Origin of the sequence: Nocardioides sp. GCM10023255 (assembly GCF_042653125.1) — a bacterium.
GTDB lineage: Bacteria > Actinomycetota > Actinomycetes > Propionibacteriales > Nocardioidaceae > Nocardioides.
The window spans coordinates 158,706-174,704 of sequence record NZ_JBHSHU010000003.1 but is presented as its reverse complement, the minus strand read 5'-3'; the positions used below and the strand labels follow the sequence as shown (position 1 = coordinate 174,704).

The following is a 15,999-nucleotide window of genomic DNA, read 5'->3' as shown; positions in this document are numbered from 1 at the left end:
GTGCGGTCCTTTCGTCGCCCTCCCAACGAGACCGTTGTGATGTGGGTTACGCGTGAGTAGGACAGACTCGGGTCCATGAGCAGGGTGATCGTGGTCGGGGCCGGCGTCGTGGGGCTGACCTGTGCGGTGCGGCTGCTCGAGGCGGGGCACCGGGTCGACGTCGTCGCCCGGGACCTGCCCCTGGAGACGACCTCGGCCGTGGCGGCCGCGCTCTGGTACCCCTACCGGGCCCTGCCCCAGGACAAGGTCACCGCGTGGGCGGCCACGTCGTACGCCGTCCTCGACGCGCTCGCCGCGCCGGTGGAGTACGCGGGGTCGCCCGAGGCCGGCGTCCGGATGGTGCGCGGCAGCGAGGTGCTCACCCGCCGCCAGGGCGATCCGTGGTGGCGGTCGGCGGTGCCGGCGCTCGAGCGGGTCGTCTCGCCGCCGCCGGGCTACGTGGACGGCTGGACGTTCACCACGCCGGTGGTCGAGATGCCGGTGTACCTGCGCTGGCTGGTGGGGCAGGTGGAGGGGCTCGGGGGCACGGTGACCCGGCTCAACCTGCGGGCGCTTCCCGAGGGAGCGGACGTGGTCGTGAACTGCTCCGGCCTGGGGGCCCGCCTGCTGGGTGCGGACCGGACCGTGGTGCCGGTGCGGGGCCAGGTGCTCTACGTCGAGCAGCTCGGCCTGGACCGGTGGTGGCTGGACTCGGCCGGACCGACCTATGTCGTGCCTCGCGAGCACGACATCGTCATCGGTGGCACCGACGAGGAGGGCGACTGGAGCCGGACGCCCTCCCCGGAGACCGCGCGGCTCATCCTCGATCGTGCGGCCCGGCTGGTGCCGGCGCTGCGCGACGCGAAGGTGCTCCGGCACAAGGTGGGGCTGCGGCCGGTGCGCCCGGCGGTCCGCCTGGAGCGGGTCGGCCACGTCGTGCACTGCTACGGCCACGGCGGAGCCGGGGTGACGCTGAGCTGGGGGTGTGCGGACGAAGTCGCGGCGCTGGTCGCGAACGGCGGCGACCATGCCTGAGCGCACCCTCGTGCTGCTGCGGCACGCCAAGTCCGACTGGTCGGGCGGCGAGCCCGACGTCCGCCGCCCGCTCGCGGACCGCGGCCGACGACAGGCGCCCCGGACCGGTCGGTGGCTGGCGACGCACGTGGGCGACGTCGACCTGGCCGTGGTCTCCCCGGCCACCCGGGCCCGGCAGACGTGGGAGCTCGTCGCTGCCGAGCTCGCCGCGCCGCCGGAGGCCACCCTGGACGAGCGGGTGTACGCCGCGGACGCCGAGGAGCTGCTCGACGTGGTGCGCGGGCTCGACCCGGACCTCGACGTGGTCGTGCTGGTGGCGCACAACCCCGGGCTGGAGGACCTGGCCTCGATGCTGGCGGGGGAGTGGGTGCCGATGAAGACCTCGGCCCTCGCCGTGCTCACGGTGACCGGCCAGTGGGACGAGGCCGGCCCCGGGAGCGCCACGCTGCGGGCCTCCGGCCGGCCACCGGCCGGCTAGCCGTCCAGGGGACGCACGCCCACCACCGCGCAGGGCGGGATCGGGCCGTAGACGTGCGGGAACGTCTCGGTCGTGCCGGGGGCCGGAACCTCCTCGACGACGGGCGCTTCGAGGAGGTCGGTGTCGATCTCGAGCAGCACCAGCGGCTCGGTCACGTCGGCGTAGAACGCCGCCCTGACCCCCTCCCACTGGTCGGCCCGGCTGGCGTGGATGTAGCCCTCCTCCTCGAGGGTCACGCCGAGGGTCGAGGTCGTGTAGGCGCCGGACTGCTGCGCCGACTCCCAGTCGGTCGCGGTGGCGATGTGGAAGATGCGCACCGGTGCATCGTGCCTCACGTGCCGGCGATCGGTCACAGAGCGATCCAGTAGCGGCGCACGACGGCGTCGCCGCGGTCGTCGGGCTCCTCGACGACCCCGCCGTGTCGCTCGATGGTCCTGATCGAGCCCACGTTGTCGGCCAGGCACACCAGCAGCAGACGGCTCAGGCCTGCCGCCCGCGCGTGGGGGAGCACCTGTCCGAGCGCCCACGTGGCGATGCCCCGTCCGCGAGCGGACGGACGGATGCCGTAGCCCACGTGCCCGAGTCTCAGTACCGTGTCGTTGCTCCCCGTGCGCAGGGCGATGCCTCCCAGCACCGTGCCGCCGTCGACGATCCACCATGCGCGGGCCGCAGGCAGCGACCTCTGTCGACCCACCCACGCGGCGAACCCGTCGGCACTCTCGACGTCGTCGTCCGCGGCGATGCCGAACCCGTCCTCGTGCAAGCCGGGCCCCCATTCCCGGTGGGACGCGAGCCATGCCGCGTGGCGGGCGACGTCAGGGAGCACCAGCTCGAGCATCGGCACAACCTACCCGGGCCCGCGCTCAGAGGCGGCCCACCTGGTCGGCGTACCAGCGGATGCCGGTGAGGTGGCGGGCGATCTCGCGCAGGGACCAGTTGTCCCCGCGGGGAAGGTCCCACGCGTCCGGGCCTGCGGCGGCCAGGCGCAGCGAGACCGTGCGTCCGAGCCGGCGCAGCCGCTGCCGGGCCTCGTCCAGGTCGAGCTCGGTGAACCTCGCCCAGTCGGACTCGAGCGTGACCAGGCTGGCGTGCCACCCGTCGGGCATCGTGTCCACCCCGGCGAGCAGCGCCTCGATCTCGGCGAGGTGGTCGATGAGGTGGTCGGCGATGCGGCGTACTGCCTTGTGCGGGGTGTAGACACGCCCGCCGTCCTCGCTCACCCGGGGGTGACCGTCCCAGGCCAGCCAGGTCGCGGCGACCTCCAGGCAGTGCTCGACAGCGGACTCGACCTGCTCTCCGGGGTTCTCCATGGCGGCACCGTAGGAGCGGGACGTGTCGGCGCCGACCGAAACGTGGCGGCCGTACGCTCGACCGGTGCACGACACCGACCTCGCCGCCGTCGGCGCCCTCATCGGGGACCCGAGCCGGGCCCGGATGCTCGACAGCCTGATGGGAGGTCGGGCGCTCGCGGCCGGCGAGCTCGCCCGCGTCGCCGGCGTCGGAAGGTCGACCGCGAGCGAGCACCTGGCGCGGCTGCTCGAGGGCGGCCTCGTCGAGGTCGTCGCCCAGGGGCGGCACCGCTACTACCGGCTTGCCGGCCCCGAGGTGGGGGCAGCGCTGGAGGCGCTGTCGCACGTCGCGCCTCCGAGGCCCGTCACGTCGCTGCGGCAGTCCGGTCACGCACAGGCGCTGGGGTTCGCGCGCACCTGCTACGACCACCTCGCCGGTCGCTGCGGGGTCGAGCTGCACGACGCGCTCCTCGCACGCGGCTGGCTGTCCGAGGCGTACGACGTGACCGCCGCAGGCGAGGCCGGGCTGGCCGGGTTGGGTGTCGACGTGGCGGCCACCCGCGCGCGACGGCGTACTTTCGCCCGGCCGTGCCTGGACTGGACGGAGCGCCGGTCCCACCTCGCCGGCGGCCTCGCCGCGTCGATCACCGAGGCGCTGGTCGTGGGCGGGTGGTTCGTCCGCCGGTCGTCGGACTCCCGGGCGCTTCGGCTGACCCCGGCCGGCTCGGCGGGCCTGGCGGCCCTCGGGTGCTCGCTCAGCTCGGCTTCTCCCACACCGACACGTGGCTCGGGCTCTCGGCCGTGAAGGGACTGCGGTCCCAGCCCGCCCAGCGCTCGCGCAACCGCAGACCGGCGATGCGGGCCATCAGGTCGAGCTCGGCCGGCCAGACGTAGCGGAACGGGATCGAGCGCCGGTGGTAGGTCTCCCCGTCGGTGGACGAGTAGTGGTGTGACCAGGTGCGCTGGGTCGCGACGTCGTACTCGTCGATGCCCAGGTGCTTGTCGGTGTGGTCGAACACGGCGAACCGTTCGCCGGGCGGCAGCTTCTGCACGATCGGCACGAGGTTCTCGACGAGGAAGAGGCCGCCGGGCTCGAGGTGGGCGGCGGCGTTCTCGAAGACGGCGACCTGGCCGTCCTGGGTCGTCACGTTCCCGATGGTGTTGAAGACCAGGTAGGCGAGCCCGAAGCGGCCCTCGACCCGGGTGGTCGTCATGTCGCCGATCGCCACGTCGATCTTCTCGGCGCCGGGCTTGGCCCGCAGCTGTTCGACCATCGCCGCCGAGAGCTCGATCCCGTGGACGCGCACGGCTCGTTCGCTCAGCGGCAGCGCGACCCGACCGGTGCCGATCGCCAGCTCCAGGACGGCGCGGCCGTCGGCCAGGTCGGCGAGCAGGTCCACGGTGGGGCCGAGCACCTCCGGCGAGAACATCACGTCGTCCGGGTCGTCGTAGCGCTTCGCGACGTCACCGTCGAAGTAGTTGGGGAGCATGGCGGACATCGTGGTGCCCCGGGTCCGCGCCGGGCCACCGGTTTATCGCCTCAGAAGAGCCGGTGCTCGCTGTCGTCGATGCCGCGCAGGGCGTCGTAGTCGACCACGGCGCAGGCGATGCCGCGGTCGGTGGCGAGCACGCGTGCCTGGGGCTTGATCTCCTGGGCCGCGAAGATGCCCCGGACCGGCGCGAGCAGGGGATCGCGGTTGAGCAGCTCGAGGTAGCGGGTCAGCTGCTCCACGCCGTCGATCTCGCCGCGGCGCTTGATCTCCACGGCGACGCTGAGCCCCTCGGCGTCGCGGCACATCAGGTCGACGGGGCCGATCGCGGTCGGGTACTCCCGGCGGACCAGCGTCAGACCGGGGGAGAGACTGGCAGGGTGCTCGGCGAGCAGGGCCTGGAGGTGCTTCTCCACGCCGTCCTTCTGCAGCCCCGGGTCGACGCCCAGGTCGTGCGAGGAGTCGTGGTGGACCTCCTCGAGGAGGATCCGCAAGGTGTCGTCTGTCTTGCTCGTGACGGTCCACTCGACCTGGCCCTCGTCGGTGACGCCCTCGCGCAGGGTGCACGGCGGCGACATCCAGTTCAGCGGCTTGTACGAGCCGCCGTCGGAGTGCACGAGGACCGAGCCGTCGGCCTTGATCATCAGCACCCGGGTCGCCATCGGGAGATGGGCGGTCAGCCGCCCTGCATAGTCCACCTGACAGCGCGCCACCACGAGTCTCACGGGCGACGAATCTACCGTGGACCCCAGGTCCGCCGACCTCCCGGCCCGCCCTGTGAGGTGGCGCGGCTGACGCCGCCGACAAGTTACCGGCGGGTGAACTAACTCACGGTGCGGCCCCCGTGTGGCGCGTGACACGATGCCGGGCATGACGAGCACGCCCCCCGAGAACGCCGCTCCCGCCACCCGTGAGTTCCGCACCGTCGGTGTCGTCGGACTCGGCACCATGGGTGCCGGCATCGCCGAGGTCTTCGCCCGCAACGGCATCGCCGTGGTCGGTGTCGAGGTGAGCGACGACGCGCTCGACCGTGGTCGCCAGCACCTCGAGCACTCCACCGCCCGGGCGGTGAAGCGGGGCAAGATCACCGAGGCCGAGCAGGCGGAGATCCTCGGCCGGATCACCCTCACCACCGAGATCAAGGACCTGACGCAGGCCGACCTCGTCGTCGAGGCCGTCGTCGAGTCGCTCGAGGTCAAGAAGGGCATCTTCCGCGAGCTCGAGGCGATCGTCTCCCCGGACGCGATCCTCGCGACCAACACCTCCTCGCTGTCGGTCACCGAGATCTCGACGGCGAACGCCCACCCCGGCCGCGTGGTCGGCATCCACTTCTTCAACCCCGCTCCGGTGCAGAACCTCGTCGAGATCGTGCGCACCGTGGTCACCGAGCCGTCCGTCCTCGAGGACGTGACCGCGCTGGTGGAGCGGCTGGGCAAGAACCCCGTCGTCTGCGGCGACAAGGCAGGCTTCATCGCCAACACCCTGCTGTTCGGCTACCTCAACCACGCCGTGTCGATGTACGAGGGCAAGTACGCCTCCCGCGAGGACATCGACGCCGCGATGCGGTTCGGCTGCGGCTACCCGATGGGCCCGCTCGCGCTGCTCGACCTGATCGGCCTCGACACGGCGTACGAGATCCTGGACACGATGTACAAGCAGGGTCGCGACCGCCTGCACGCGCCGGCGCCGCTGCTCAAGCAGTACGTCACCGCCGGCCTGCTGGGCCGCAAGTCCGGTCGCGGCTTCTACACCTACGAGGGCCCGGACAGCCCGGTCGTGGTCGCCGACGCGCAGACGCCGGGCGCGGACGACGTGCCGCAGCTGCGCCACGACATCCGGACCGTCGGTGTCGTGGGCACGGGCACCATGGCCAGCGGCATCGTCGAGGTCTTCGCCAAGGCGGGGTACGACGTGCTCTTCGTCGGCCGCTCGCAGGACAAGGTCGACGGCGTGACCGCCACGATCACCCGCAACTTCGACAAGCAGATCCAGCGCGGCAAGGCGACCGAGGAGGCCAAGTCCGAGGTGCTCGCGAGGGTGTCCGGCACGACCAGCCTCGACGACCTCGCGGACGTCGACATCGTGGTGGAGGCCATCGCCGAGGACCTCAACGTCAAGACCACGCTGTTCGAGAACCTCGACGAGATCTGCAAGCCCGGCGCCATCCTGGCGACCACCACCTCGAGCCTCCCGATCATCGAGATGGCCCGCGTGACCAAGCGCCCGCAGGACGTCATCGGCATGCACTTCTTCAACCCGGCCACGATCATGAAGCTGGTCGAGGTGGTGTCCACGGTGACGACCTCCGACGAGGTCACCGAGACGGTCCGGGCGCTGTGCGGATCAGTCGGCAAGGTGGCCGTCTCCTGCGGCGACCGGGCCGGGTTCATCGTCAACGCGCTGCTGTTCCCCTACCTCAACGACGCGGTCAAGATGCTCGAGGCCCACTACGCGACGGCCGACGACATCGACGTGGCGATGAAGCAGGGCTGTGCGCTGCCGATGGGTCCCTTCGAGCTGCTCGACGTGGTCGGCAACGACGTCTCGCTCGCGATCCAGCGCGAGCTCTACCTCGAGTTCCGCGAGCCCGGCTTCGCGCCGGCGCCGTTGCTCGAGCACCTGGTCACCGCCGGCTACCTCGGTCGCAAGGCCGGGCGCGGGTTCCGGGACTACTCGCGCCGCTGACAGGGGGCTTCGGCGGCGGGGCCGAGCACTGCGGATCGGCGTACGCTGGTGGCACCTTCGTCGTGAGGAGCCGCCATGCTGTGGTGGATCGTTCTCGGAGTGGTCGTCGTCCTCGCCGTTGCCTGGGCCCTGCGGTCCAGGTCCGGGCGGTCCGGTGGCGTGAACGACACCGCCATCCACCGACCGGAGGACGAGCCGCCCCGCGGGTTCCGGTCCGGTGGGGCCTCCTTCTGACCGGCCGGGAAAGACCGGGCCGGCGTCCGTCGAATCGTTGCTGGAGCGTGCTCGCGCAGGACTCGACCGGGTCGATCCGGAGCGGCTCGCCGACGAGGTGGCGGCCGGCGCCGTGCTCGTCGACATCCGACCTGTCGAGCAGCGGGCCAGGGACGGAGAACTCCCCGGGGCTCTGGTCATCGATCGCAACGTCCTGGAGTGGCGGCTCGACCCGACCTGCCCGTACCACCTGGCCGGGGCAGGAGACCGGGCCACCCGTTACGTGATCGTCTGCAACGAGGGCTACGCCTCGAGCCTCGCCGCGGCGACCCTGCGCGAGCTCGGGCTGCACCGGGCCACCGACCTCGTCGGGGGCTACCAGGCGCTGCTCGCGCTGCGACGTACGCCAGAAGATCGGGCGTGACCGCTCCATGGCGACGAGTGCGGCCGTCTCGGGCACCGGCTGCCCGACGGACCGCCGACGGTCCGGCGCGTCGGTGATGCGGGCCTGCGCGGCTGCTGCGGCGGACTTGATCCGCTCGAGCTCCTCGAGGCCCCTGTGGAGGGGATCCGCTGATCCGCGGCCTCACCGGGTGGGCCCTGACCCGTTGCACGCGCGACTGCGCGGCCGGCAGCCGGTCAGTGCGTTCGTCCCGGCCGACCGCTGACCTCGGCCTCTGCCGCGCCGCTCGATCCCGCGGTTGGCTCGAGCCAGGTCTCGGCACGAAGGGCCCATCGTCGGTCGGACAGGAGGGGTCGGGATGTACGCCATGCCCCGCACCCCGATGGGTCGTCGCGCACTGTGGCTCCTGCTGCCCGTGCTGCTCTACCTGCTGTTTCCTGTCTATCTCGTCATCCCCGACTCGTGGCGGGCGCTGAGCATCGCGATCGTCGTGGCCGTCATGGGGCTCGCCGTCGCGTCGCTCGTCGTTGCAGGCCTGGCCGTCTTCCGGGCGAAGGAGCGCTCGGTGATCGTGATCGTGGCCGCGTCCATCACGTTCCTGCTCGTCGTGACCTTGGCCGTCGGCGAGGCCCTCGGCGGGCACTGAGCCCGGGCCGGCAGCAGGCCGAGCACGCAGCGCGACGAGGTCGAGGATTGACCTGCGCGAACGCGGGGTACGAGATCCGGCAGAGCTCGCGCAGGCGCGCCGCCACACCCCCGGCCGGCCTCCACCGCGCGACGTGACGAGGGAGGCGACGACGCTATGTCAGTCGAGACAGGACGCATCACCACCAACATTCCAGCCCGGTTGGACCGGTTGCCCTGGGCGCGGTGGCACTGGCTGGTCGTGATCGGCCTGGGGACCGTGTGGATCCTCGACGGTCTCGAGGTCACCATCGTCGGGTCGATGTCGACGGCACTCGCCGACCCGACGACCGGGCTCGGCATGAGCAGCTACCAGGTCGGCCTCGCCGGCGCGGTCTACGTGGCCGGCGCCTGCCTCGGTGCGCTGTTCTTCGGACAGCTCACCGACCGGCTCGGGCGCAAGAAGCTGTTCCTGATCACCCTTGCGGTCTACACCTTCGCCACGGTGCTCACGGCCTTCTCGATGAACCCCACGTGGTACCTCGCCGCGCGCTTCCTGACCGGCACCGGCATCGGCGGTGAGTACGCCGCCATCAACTCGGCCATCGACGAGCTCATCCCCGCGAAGTACCGCGGTCGCGTCGACGTGGCCATCAACGGGTCGTTCTGGGTCGGCGCCGCCGGGGGTGCGATCCTGACGATCCCGCTGCTCGACCCCACCGTGATCGACCAGCAGTGGGGCTGGCGCCTCGCGTTCGGCCTCGGCGCGATCCTCGCCGTCGGCATCCTCGTCGTACGCCGCAACGTGCCGGAGAGCCCGCGCTGGCTCTTCATCCACGGTCAGGAGGACCGGGCCGAGGAGATCGTCCGCGGCATCGAGGACAAGGTCTCCCGTGAGTCGCACGCCGAGCTGCACGACGTGTCCGACTCGATCACGATCCGGCAGCGCAAGTCGATCAGCCTGGTCCTGATCGCGAAGACCGTCTTCACGATGTATCCCAAGCGCACGGCGCTGTGCTTCTCGCTCTTCGTGGGCCAGGCGTTCCTGTACAACGCGTTCTTCTTCACCTACGGCGACAGCCTCACGACGTTCCTCGGCGTGAAGCAGACCGGGTGGTACATCGCCGTCTTCGCGGTCAGCAACTTCCTGGGCGCCCTGCTGCTCAGCCGGCTCTTCGACACGATCGGCCGGGTCAAGATGATCTCTGCCACCTACGTGATCTCGGGCGTGCTGCTCGGGGCCACCGGCTTCTACCTGGGCAGCGTCACCGCCGTGACCCTGACCCTCATGGGCGCGATCATCTTCTTCTTCGCCTCGGCGGGCGCGAGCGCGGCGTACCTCACCGCGAGCGAGGTCTTCCCGATGGAGACGCGGGCGCTGTGCATCGCGTTCTTCTACGCCATCGGCACCGCCGCGGGCGGCATCACCGGCCCGCTGCTGTTCGGCAAGCTCATCGACAACGCGGCCGCCAGCGGTGACATCACCGGCATCGCCCCGGGCTACTTCCTCGGCGCCGCGCTGATGATCGCCGGCGGCGTCGTCGCAGCGTTCCTCGGGGTGCGGGCCGAGGGCCGCTCGCTCGAGAGCATCGCCCAGCCCCTGACCGCGGAGGACAGCACCAGCGACGCGGGCGACGGCCGTACGGCCCCGCAGCCCGCCTGAGAGGAGACCGTCATGCCGATGCCACCCCCCAGGCCCTCGACCGAGGGTCACCGTGACCGCCACGTCGCCCACGAGATCGGCCAGATCACCCGGGCGCTCGCCGTCAACGGCCCGCTGCAGCCCGGCGCCCTGGGCGCCATCGTGGGAGCCGACTACTGGGAGCCCGGCCGCTTCGAGGCGGCGCTGGCCTTCGCGGTGACCGACGGCGTCGTGCACCGCAGCGCCGACGGCACCGTCGCCACCAGCTCGACCGTCACCACGGCCTAACGAGCGGCGGCGGGTCGCCAGGGCTTGAGCCAGTCGGTCTCCGGCCAGCCCTCGCGGCCCGCCACCAGCTCGTACATGGTCGCGCCGTCCACCGCCTCGCGGACCAGGTCCGCGTGGCCGGCGTGCCGGGCCAGCTCCTCGATCAGGTGGAACCACACCCAGCGCACCGACCAGCCGTCGATGTCGGTGGGGTTCCAGGGCGCCGGCGGGACCGGGACCACAGTGTCCAGGTCCAGGTCGGCCACGGCGTCGAGCACGCGCGCGCAGACGACGTCGTACGCCGCGAGCGCGGCCTCGAGCGTGTCGTGCGGGTGCCAGGTCCAGCCGTCCTGGTGGTCGGCGTACTTCTGCTCCATGGTCCGGTCGTCCACAGGTCGCGCCGGGGCGGCGACGGCGACCGAGAGCCAGTGCGCCTGGGTCTGGGTGACGTGCTTGACCAGGGAGCCGATGGTCAGGGTGCTCGGGGGCGAGGCGGCTCGGCCGGCCTGCTCGTCGGTGAGGCCGAAGGCGGCACAGCGGAACGCGTCCTGCTGCTGGACGAGGTAGGCCGTGAGCGCCGAGCGCTCGTCGGTCACGGGCGGGGCCTGGGCGGGCATGTCAGGAGTCCTTCCGGTGGGTGTGCAGGTAGAGGTCGCGGAGCAGGCAGATCTCGGCGCCGTGGTGGATGACCTCACGGTGGATGTGCAGCACGAGCGTGGCCATCGTCAGGTCGGCGTACGGCCCCTCGCTCGGGCCGCAGGGCCGGGCCAGTCCCTCCTCGCCGAGCGAGCGCACCCCGGCGCACCATGCGGCGTGCTGCTCGTCGAGCTGGGCGAGCGCCTCGTCCGCGGAGCCGGCATAGGTCCAGCTCTCGTAGTCCGTCGCCCCTCCACCGAAGTGGGACGCGTTGCGCATCGCCAGGCACCCCACGATCACGTGCCCGAGCCGCCAGGCGATGGTCGTGAACGGGGCCGGCTCGGGCTGGGGGAACGCGAAGTCGATCGTGAAGTCGCCGAGGCCGGCCTGGACCGGGGCCGACGAGCTGCCTCGCGGGCGCACGCTCCACGAACCTGGTGTCGGCTCCCAGAGGTACTCGTCGTCGGTCATCCCCTCGAGGCGGGGACGCAGCGCGGTCCGCCAGTGGAGCTCGAGCTGGTCGAGCAGCAGGGGGTTCCAGGTCAGGGCGGTGGTCGTCGTCATGCCGTCAGTCTCGACCTCAACTAGGACAGGATCGGTCCGCTTCTGGTGCGAGAATCGCGGCATGTCCGAGACCGGCACGACCGAGCGCGTCCTGCAGCTGCTCGCGCTGCTCCAGCAGCGTCCCGTGTGGACCGGCACCGAGCTCGCCGAGCGGCTCGGCGTGACGACCCGCAGCATCCGTCGCGACGTCGAGCGGCTGCGTGCGCTGGGCTACCCCGTCAACGCCACGCAGGGCTCTGGCGGCGGCTACCGGCTCGGGGCGGGGAAGGCTCTCCCGCCGCTGCTGCTCGACGACGAGGAGGCCATCGCCACGGCGGTGTCGCTGCGGCTGGCCGCAGGTGGCACGGTGGCGGGCGCGAGCGAGGCGGCGGTGCGGACCTTGGCCAAGCTCGACCAGGTGCTGCCGGCCCGGCTGCGGGCGGAGGTGCGCGCCCTGCACGACGCGATCGTGACCCTCGAGGGGAGCCGGATCGAGGTCGACGCCGACGCGCTGCTGACGCTGGCGCGGGCCACGCGGGACACGGTGCGCGTCGAGTTCACCTACGTCGCTCTGGGGGCCGAGCCCGGTGCCCGCCGGGTCGAGCCCTACCAGCTCGTCGCGACCGGTCGCCGGTGGTACCTCATGGCCTTCGACCTCGACCGTGACGACTGGCGCTCCTTCCGGCTGGACCGGATGAGCGAGGTGCGGCCCACGACGTGGCGGTTCGCCCGGCGCGACCACCCCGACCCGGCGTCGTACGTCCAGAGGTCGGTGACCGTCTCGGCCTACCCCCACCGCGCCCGCGTGCGGATCCACGCCCCGGTCGAGGAGGTGCGGGCGGTCACCACGCCCGCATCCGTGACGCTCGAGCCGATCGACGAGCAGAGCTGCCTGCTGCTCAGCGGAGCGGGCAGCCTGCACGCGCTGGCGCTGCACCTGGGCCTGCTCGGCTGGGACTTCGACGTGCTCGATCCGCCGGAGCTGCGCGACGCCGTGGCCGTGCTGGCCGAGCGCTTCACCCGCGCCTCCGTATCCTGACCTCATGGGATGGGTCGTACTGCTGCTCCTGGTCGCGCTGGTGACCGCCTTCGTCGTGTCCAACCGCAGGAGCAAGGAGCGTGCTCTCGCGCAGCGGCAGGCGGAGCTCGAGCCGGTCAAGAAGCTCGCCTTCGAGGACATCACCGCCCTGGGTGAGCAGCTCCAGTCGCTCGACCTGGATCTTGCCGGCCGCCAGCTCGACCCGGGTGCCCACGCTGACTACCAGCGGGCCCTGGACGCCTACGAGTCCGCGAAGACGGCCGGCGAGCGCATCGCCCAGCCGGAGGACATCCGGCACGTCACCGAGATCCTCGAGGACGGGCGCTACGCCATGGCCTGCGTGCGCGCCCGCGTCGACGGCCAGCCGCTGCCGACCCGTCGCCCGCCGTGCTTCTTCGACCCGCGCCACGGCCTCTCCGTCACCGACGTCTCCTGGGCGCCGCCGGGCGGCGCGCCCCGCGACGTCCCGGCCTGCGCTCTCGACGCGGAGCGGGTCCGGGCTGGCGCCGAGCCCGACGTGCGCCAGGTGATGGTCGGCGCCCAGCGGGTGCCCTACTGGCAGGGCGGCCGGGCCTACCAGCCGTACGCCGCCGGGTACTTCGGCCGCACCGGGGTCATGGACATGATGTTCATGGGCATGCTCTTCGGCGGCCTGGGCGGCTTCGACGCCCTCGGCGACGGCATCGGAGCCCTGGGTGACGGGATCGGCGACGGCATCGGCTCGATCGGCGACGGCGTCGGCGACATGTTCGGTGACGTCGGGGACATGTTCGACTTCTGAGCCGGGACTCGTGCGGCCAGGGGTGCGCCGTGCCGCACCGTGACCCGCACGAGTCTGCTGTCCACGGCTCGGTAGCCTGCTCGCGTGAGCCAGAAGATCCGCGCCAACTCCGTCCTGCCCGCCCGTCGCGAGCCGGTGACGCTCGAGACCGCGGACGGCCTGGAGCTCGTCGCCGAGCTCGCCGTGCCGCAGGACCGTGACCCGGTGGCGACGATCATCTGCCTGCACCCGCTGCCCACCCACGGCGGGATGATGGACAGCCACGTCTACCGCAAGGCGGCGTTCCGGCTGCCCGCGCTCGCCGGGGTGGCGGTGCTCCGGTTCAACACCCGGGGCACGTGGAGCGAGCAGGGGACCAGCGAGGGCTCGTTCGACAACGCGGTGGGCGAGCAGTACGACGTCGCCGCGGCCATCGAGTACGCCGAGTTCCACGACCTGCCGAACGTCTGGCTGGTGGGGTGGTCGTTCGGCACCGACCTGGCGCTGATGCACGGCCACGACCCGCTGGTGAAGGGCGCCATCCTGCTCAGCCCGCCGCTGCGTTTCAGCGACCCCGAGCACCTCGCGCAGTGGGCCGACTCCGGCAAGCCGGTGAGCGCGTTCGTTCCCGAGCACGACGACTACCTGCGGCCGGTCGAGGCGCGCGAGCGGTTCGCAGCGATCCCGCAGGCCGAGGTGGTGCCGTTCGAGGGCAGCAAGCACCTGTGGGTCGGCGACGCCGAGCGGGTCCTCGACGAGATCGTGCGCCGGGTCGCCCCGGGGGTCCCGGTACCCCTGCCCACCGAGTGGGACGGGCCGATGGAGACCGCTGACACCAGTGCCTACAACGCGCACAACCTCGCGGCCTACAAGGACAAGCCGGTGCCCGGGCCGGCCCAGCGCGACGGGGCTGCGGGCAGCTAGGACGACTGCCCCTCGTAGGCCCCCACCGTGGTCAGCCAGGAGGAGGGGTCGATGTCGTCCTGGTAGATCGAGCCGCCGCTCGGGTGGACCTCCAGGTGCAGGTGGCACCCGGTGGCGTTGCCCTGCTGGCCGACGACGCCGATCTGCTGGCCGGCCTGCACCTGTTGTCCCGGGGCGACCGTCAGCGCCTGCATGTGGGCGTACCACGTGGTGAGCCGGCCCGGGCCGGTGCTGACCATCACGAGCCAGCGCCCCGACCAGCCCTGGTCGGTGCGGACCAGCACGGTGCCGTCCGTGACCGCCAGGACCGGGGTGCCGCAACCGGCGGAGAAGTCGTCACCGGTGTGCACGCTGGCCCAGTGGTGGCTGCGGTGCCCGAAGTTGTGCTGGTCCACGAACGACGTTCCGTCGGGCAGCGGGAAGGAGATGGCCCCGCGGTAGCCGTCGGCCGCCGAGTCGCGCACCGCCTGGTCGGCGATCACCGAGCTCTCGAGCAGGTCGCGTGCCGCTCGCACCTCGCCCAGGACGCGGTTGCGGGCGACCGCGGCGGCGGCGAGCGTCGTACGGGCCGCCGCCAGCTGCGTCTCGGCCTCCTGCTCGGCCGCCGCCACGGCCGCGGTGGCCTCCCGCAACCGGTCGCGTGACCGCTCCGCGGCCTCGACCGCGTCGGCCTGGGTCCGACCCATCTCCTGCAGGACCGTGAGCCCCTGGACGAGGTCCTCGTCGGAGTCTGCGGTCAGCAGCAGGTTCAGCGCACCGACCTGGCTGGTGCTGTAGGCCTCGGTGACCACCGACATCATCAGCTCCCGGTCGGCGCGGTAGCGCGCGGCCGCCGCCTGTTGCGCGGCCCGGGCGGCCGCCAAGGCGGTGCGCGCCTCGTGGGCGCGCAGCGAGGCGGCGTCGGCCGCGTCCCTCGCGTCGTCGTAGGCGTGCAGCGCCGCCTGCATCCGGCCGTCGATCTCACCGAGCTGCTGGCGCGCCGCGGTGGTCGCGCTGCTGTCGGTGGGCAGCGGCACGAGCAGGCCGGGGTCGAGGTGCCAGGTGGAGGCCAGGGCGACGTCCCGCTCGGCCTTCGCCTCCGCGCGGTTGCGCCGGTCGACGTGTTCGTCGGTGCCGTGCCCGGGGCCGCGGGTCGATGACCGGCCAGCCGCGTGACGTCCGGCGCCGTCGTGCGGGCTGTCGAGGCGAGCGGCGAACGTGACCCCTGGGACGGTGCCGTCCGGCGGCGCTGCGCTCGCCGACGTCACGCCGCCCGTGACCACGACGCCCGCCACGACGACCGCCGACAGCAGTCGGCGACCGTGGTGCGTGCGTGGTCGATCCCTCCGTGCCCCCCAGCCCGTTTCCATGCGGCAACCAAACGGCGCGGAGCCGCGGGCGGCCGCCGATATGGGGGAGTGGTCCTCAGATTTGGGGACCCCCCCGGGCCTAGGTGGCCGCCTGCCGGGCCCGGTAGGCGGCCACCGCGTTGCGGTTCCCGCAGGCGGTGCTGCAGAAGCGCCGGGAGCGGTTGCGGGAGAGGTCGAGGACGACGCCGCCGCACTCGTCGTCGGCGCAGACCCCGAGGCGGGACATCTCGTCCGCGCGCACGACATCCACCATCGCCATCGCGGTCTCCACGGCGATGCGGGTCGCGAACGGTGCGTCGTGGTCGGTGGCGTGCAGGTGCCAGTCCTCCCCGTCGTGACGCACCAGCTGGGGGACCGCCCGGTGCTCGGCCAGCATCCGGTTCACCAGCGGCACGGCCTGGTCCCGGGTGCTGGTGAGCAGGGTGCGCAGGGGAGCGCGGAGCGCCCGCACCTCCTCCAGCTCCGACCGGTCGTGCGCGCGCCCACCGGTGTAGCCGTGCTCGACGTAGAACGCGTCCAGCTCCTCGAGCGTCGTCAGCGTGTCCGGCTCCTCGGCGGAGTTGACCAGCGCGACCGCGGCGAGCAGCGAGGCCTCGGTGTCATGAGCGAAAGGCATGTTGACAGGTTACCGCACCCAGGCCTA

The 15,999-nt window shown here is 72.3% G+C and carries 20 protein-coding genes; 11 read left to right on the top strand and 9 right to left on the bottom strand.

Features of this window, described 5'->3' with window-relative positions:
• Positions 1-75: 75 nt before the first annotated feature.
• Both ACFO9I_RS04600 and ACFO9I_RS04595 read left to right on the top strand, forming a co-directional pair.
• On the top strand, positions 76-1,014 hold the full coding sequence (locus ACFO9I_RS04600) for an FAD-dependent oxidoreductase (RefSeq protein ID WP_379178268.1): 939 nt from the start codon (positions 76-78) through the stop codon (positions 1,012-1,014).
• Positions 1,007-1,492: a SixA phosphatase family protein gene (locus ACFO9I_RS04595; protein WP_379178266.1), complete on the top strand. Its 486-nt coding sequence runs from the start codon at positions 1,007-1,009 to the stop codon at positions 1,490-1,492. The genes ACFO9I_RS04600 and ACFO9I_RS04595 overlap by 8 nt, the downstream gene beginning before the upstream one ends.
• Here ACFO9I_RS04595 and ACFO9I_RS04590 read toward each other — a convergent pair.
• The 3 genes from ACFO9I_RS04590 to ACFO9I_RS04580 are packed head-to-tail and all read right to left on the bottom strand — an operon-like array spanning position 1,489 to position 2,802.
• On the bottom strand, positions 1,489-1,809 hold the full coding sequence (locus ACFO9I_RS04590) for a DUF952 domain-containing protein (RefSeq protein WP_379178264.1): 321 nt from the start codon (positions 1,807-1,809) through the stop codon (positions 1,489-1,491). The genes ACFO9I_RS04595 and ACFO9I_RS04590 overlap by 4 nt on opposite strands.
• 32 nt (positions 1,810-1,841) lie before the next feature.
• Entirely contained in the window at positions 1,842-2,330 is a 489-nt protein-coding gene (locus tag ACFO9I_RS04585; RefSeq protein ID WP_379178262.1) for a GNAT family N-acetyltransferase, read from the bottom strand.
• Between the two features lie 25 nt (positions 2,331-2,355).
• Positions 2,356-2,802, bottom strand: a complete 447-nt coding sequence (locus ACFO9I_RS04580) for a hypothetical protein (protein ID WP_379178260.1) — start codon at positions 2,800-2,802, stop codon at positions 2,356-2,358.
• 64 nt (positions 2,803-2,866) lie between these two features.
• Between ACFO9I_RS04580 and ACFO9I_RS04575 the strand changes: the two genes are divergently transcribed.
• Positions 2,867-3,586 carry an ArsR/SmtB family transcription factor gene (locus ACFO9I_RS04575; RefSeq protein WP_379178258.1) on the top strand — a complete coding sequence of 240 codons (720 nt, stop codon included), beginning with the start codon at positions 2,867-2,869 and terminating at the stop codon, positions 3,584-3,586.
• On the opposite strand, the gene ACFO9I_RS04570 is transcribed toward ACFO9I_RS04575, so the two are convergent.
• Positions 3,537-4,271, bottom strand: a complete 735-nt coding sequence (locus ACFO9I_RS04570) for a class I SAM-dependent DNA methyltransferase (RefSeq protein ID WP_379178256.1) — start codon at positions 4,269-4,271, stop codon at positions 3,537-3,539. The genes ACFO9I_RS04575 and ACFO9I_RS04570 overlap by 50 nt on opposite strands.
• 50 nt (positions 4,272-4,321) lie before the next feature.
• The gene (nucS, locus tag ACFO9I_RS04565; protein ID WP_379178254.1) at positions 4,322-4,996 is read right to left on the bottom strand and encodes an endonuclease NucS; all 675 of its coding nucleotides are present in this window, start codon (positions 4,994-4,996) and stop codon (positions 4,322-4,324) included.
• 145 nt (positions 4,997-5,141) lie between these two features.
• Here nucS and ACFO9I_RS04560 point away from each other — a divergent pair, with 145 nt between their 5' ends.
• From ACFO9I_RS04560 to ACFO9I_RS04540, 5 genes are all read left to right on the top strand, one after another.
• On the top strand, positions 5,142-6,956 hold the full coding sequence (locus ACFO9I_RS04560; protein ID WP_379178252.1) for a 3-hydroxyacyl-CoA dehydrogenase family protein: 1,815 nt from the start codon (positions 5,142-5,144) through the stop codon (positions 6,954-6,956).
• Between the two features lie 271 nt (positions 6,957-7,227).
• Positions 7,228-7,593, top strand: a complete 366-nt coding sequence (locus ACFO9I_RS04555) for a rhodanese-like domain-containing protein (protein ID WP_379178250.1) — start codon at positions 7,228-7,230, stop codon at positions 7,591-7,593.
• Between the two features lie 337 nt (positions 7,594-7,930).
• The gene (locus ACFO9I_RS04550; RefSeq protein ID WP_379178248.1) at positions 7,931-8,218 is read left to right on the top strand and encodes a hypothetical protein; all 288 of its coding nucleotides are present in this window, start codon (positions 7,931-7,933) and stop codon (positions 8,216-8,218) included.
• 156 nt (positions 8,219-8,374) lie between these two features.
• Positions 8,375-9,859 carry an MFS transporter gene (locus ACFO9I_RS04545; RefSeq protein ID WP_379178246.1) on the top strand — a complete coding sequence of 495 codons (1,485 nt, stop codon included), beginning with the start codon at positions 8,375-8,377 and terminating at the stop codon, positions 9,857-9,859.
• 12 nt (positions 9,860-9,871) lie between these two features.
• Complete coding sequence (locus ACFO9I_RS04540; protein WP_379178244.1) at positions 9,872-10,126, top strand: hypothetical protein; 255 nt, start codon at positions 9,872-9,874, stop codon at positions 10,124-10,126.
• Here ACFO9I_RS04540 and ACFO9I_RS04535 read toward each other — a convergent pair.
• Positions 10,123-10,722, bottom strand: coding sequence for a DinB family protein (locus tag ACFO9I_RS04535; protein ID WP_379178242.1), 600 nt, complete (start codon positions 10,720-10,722; stop codon positions 10,123-10,125). The genes ACFO9I_RS04540 and ACFO9I_RS04535 overlap by 4 nt on opposite strands.
• A gap of 1 nt (position 10,723) precedes the next feature.
• Positions 10,724-11,305, bottom strand: coding sequence for a DinB family protein (locus ACFO9I_RS04530; protein ID WP_379178240.1), 582 nt, complete (start codon positions 11,303-11,305; stop codon positions 10,724-10,726).
• Between the two features lie 61 nt (positions 11,306-11,366).
• Between ACFO9I_RS04530 and ACFO9I_RS04525 the strand changes: the two genes are divergently transcribed.
• From ACFO9I_RS04525 to ACFO9I_RS04515, 3 genes are all read left to right on the top strand, one after another.
• Complete coding sequence (locus ACFO9I_RS04525; protein WP_379178238.1) at positions 11,367-12,323, top strand: helix-turn-helix transcriptional regulator; 957 nt, start codon at positions 11,367-11,369, stop codon at positions 12,321-12,323.
• A 4-nt stretch (positions 12,324-12,327) separates the two neighbouring features.
• Entirely contained in the window at positions 12,328-13,104 is a 777-nt protein-coding gene (locus ACFO9I_RS04520) for a hypothetical protein (RefSeq protein ID WP_379178236.1), read from the top strand.
• An 84-nt stretch (positions 13,105-13,188) separates the two neighbouring features.
• Complete coding sequence (locus ACFO9I_RS04515) at positions 13,189-14,007, top strand: alpha/beta hydrolase (protein ID WP_379178234.1); 819 nt, start codon at positions 13,189-13,191, stop codon at positions 14,005-14,007.
• On the opposite strand, the gene ACFO9I_RS04510 is transcribed toward ACFO9I_RS04515, so the two are convergent.
• Both ACFO9I_RS04510 and ACFO9I_RS04505 read right to left on the bottom strand, forming a co-directional pair.
• On the bottom strand, positions 14,004-15,281 hold the full coding sequence (locus ACFO9I_RS04510) for a M23 family metallopeptidase (protein WP_379178232.1): 1,278 nt from the start codon (positions 15,279-15,281) through the stop codon (positions 14,004-14,006). The genes ACFO9I_RS04515 and ACFO9I_RS04510 overlap by 4 nt on opposite strands.
• Positions 15,282-15,435: 154 nt before the next feature.
• Positions 15,436-15,972, bottom strand: coding sequence for a CGNR zinc finger domain-containing protein (locus ACFO9I_RS04505; RefSeq protein ID WP_379178230.1), 537 nt, complete (start codon positions 15,970-15,972; stop codon positions 15,436-15,438).
• Between the last annotated feature and the right edge of the window lie 27 nt (positions 15,973-15,999).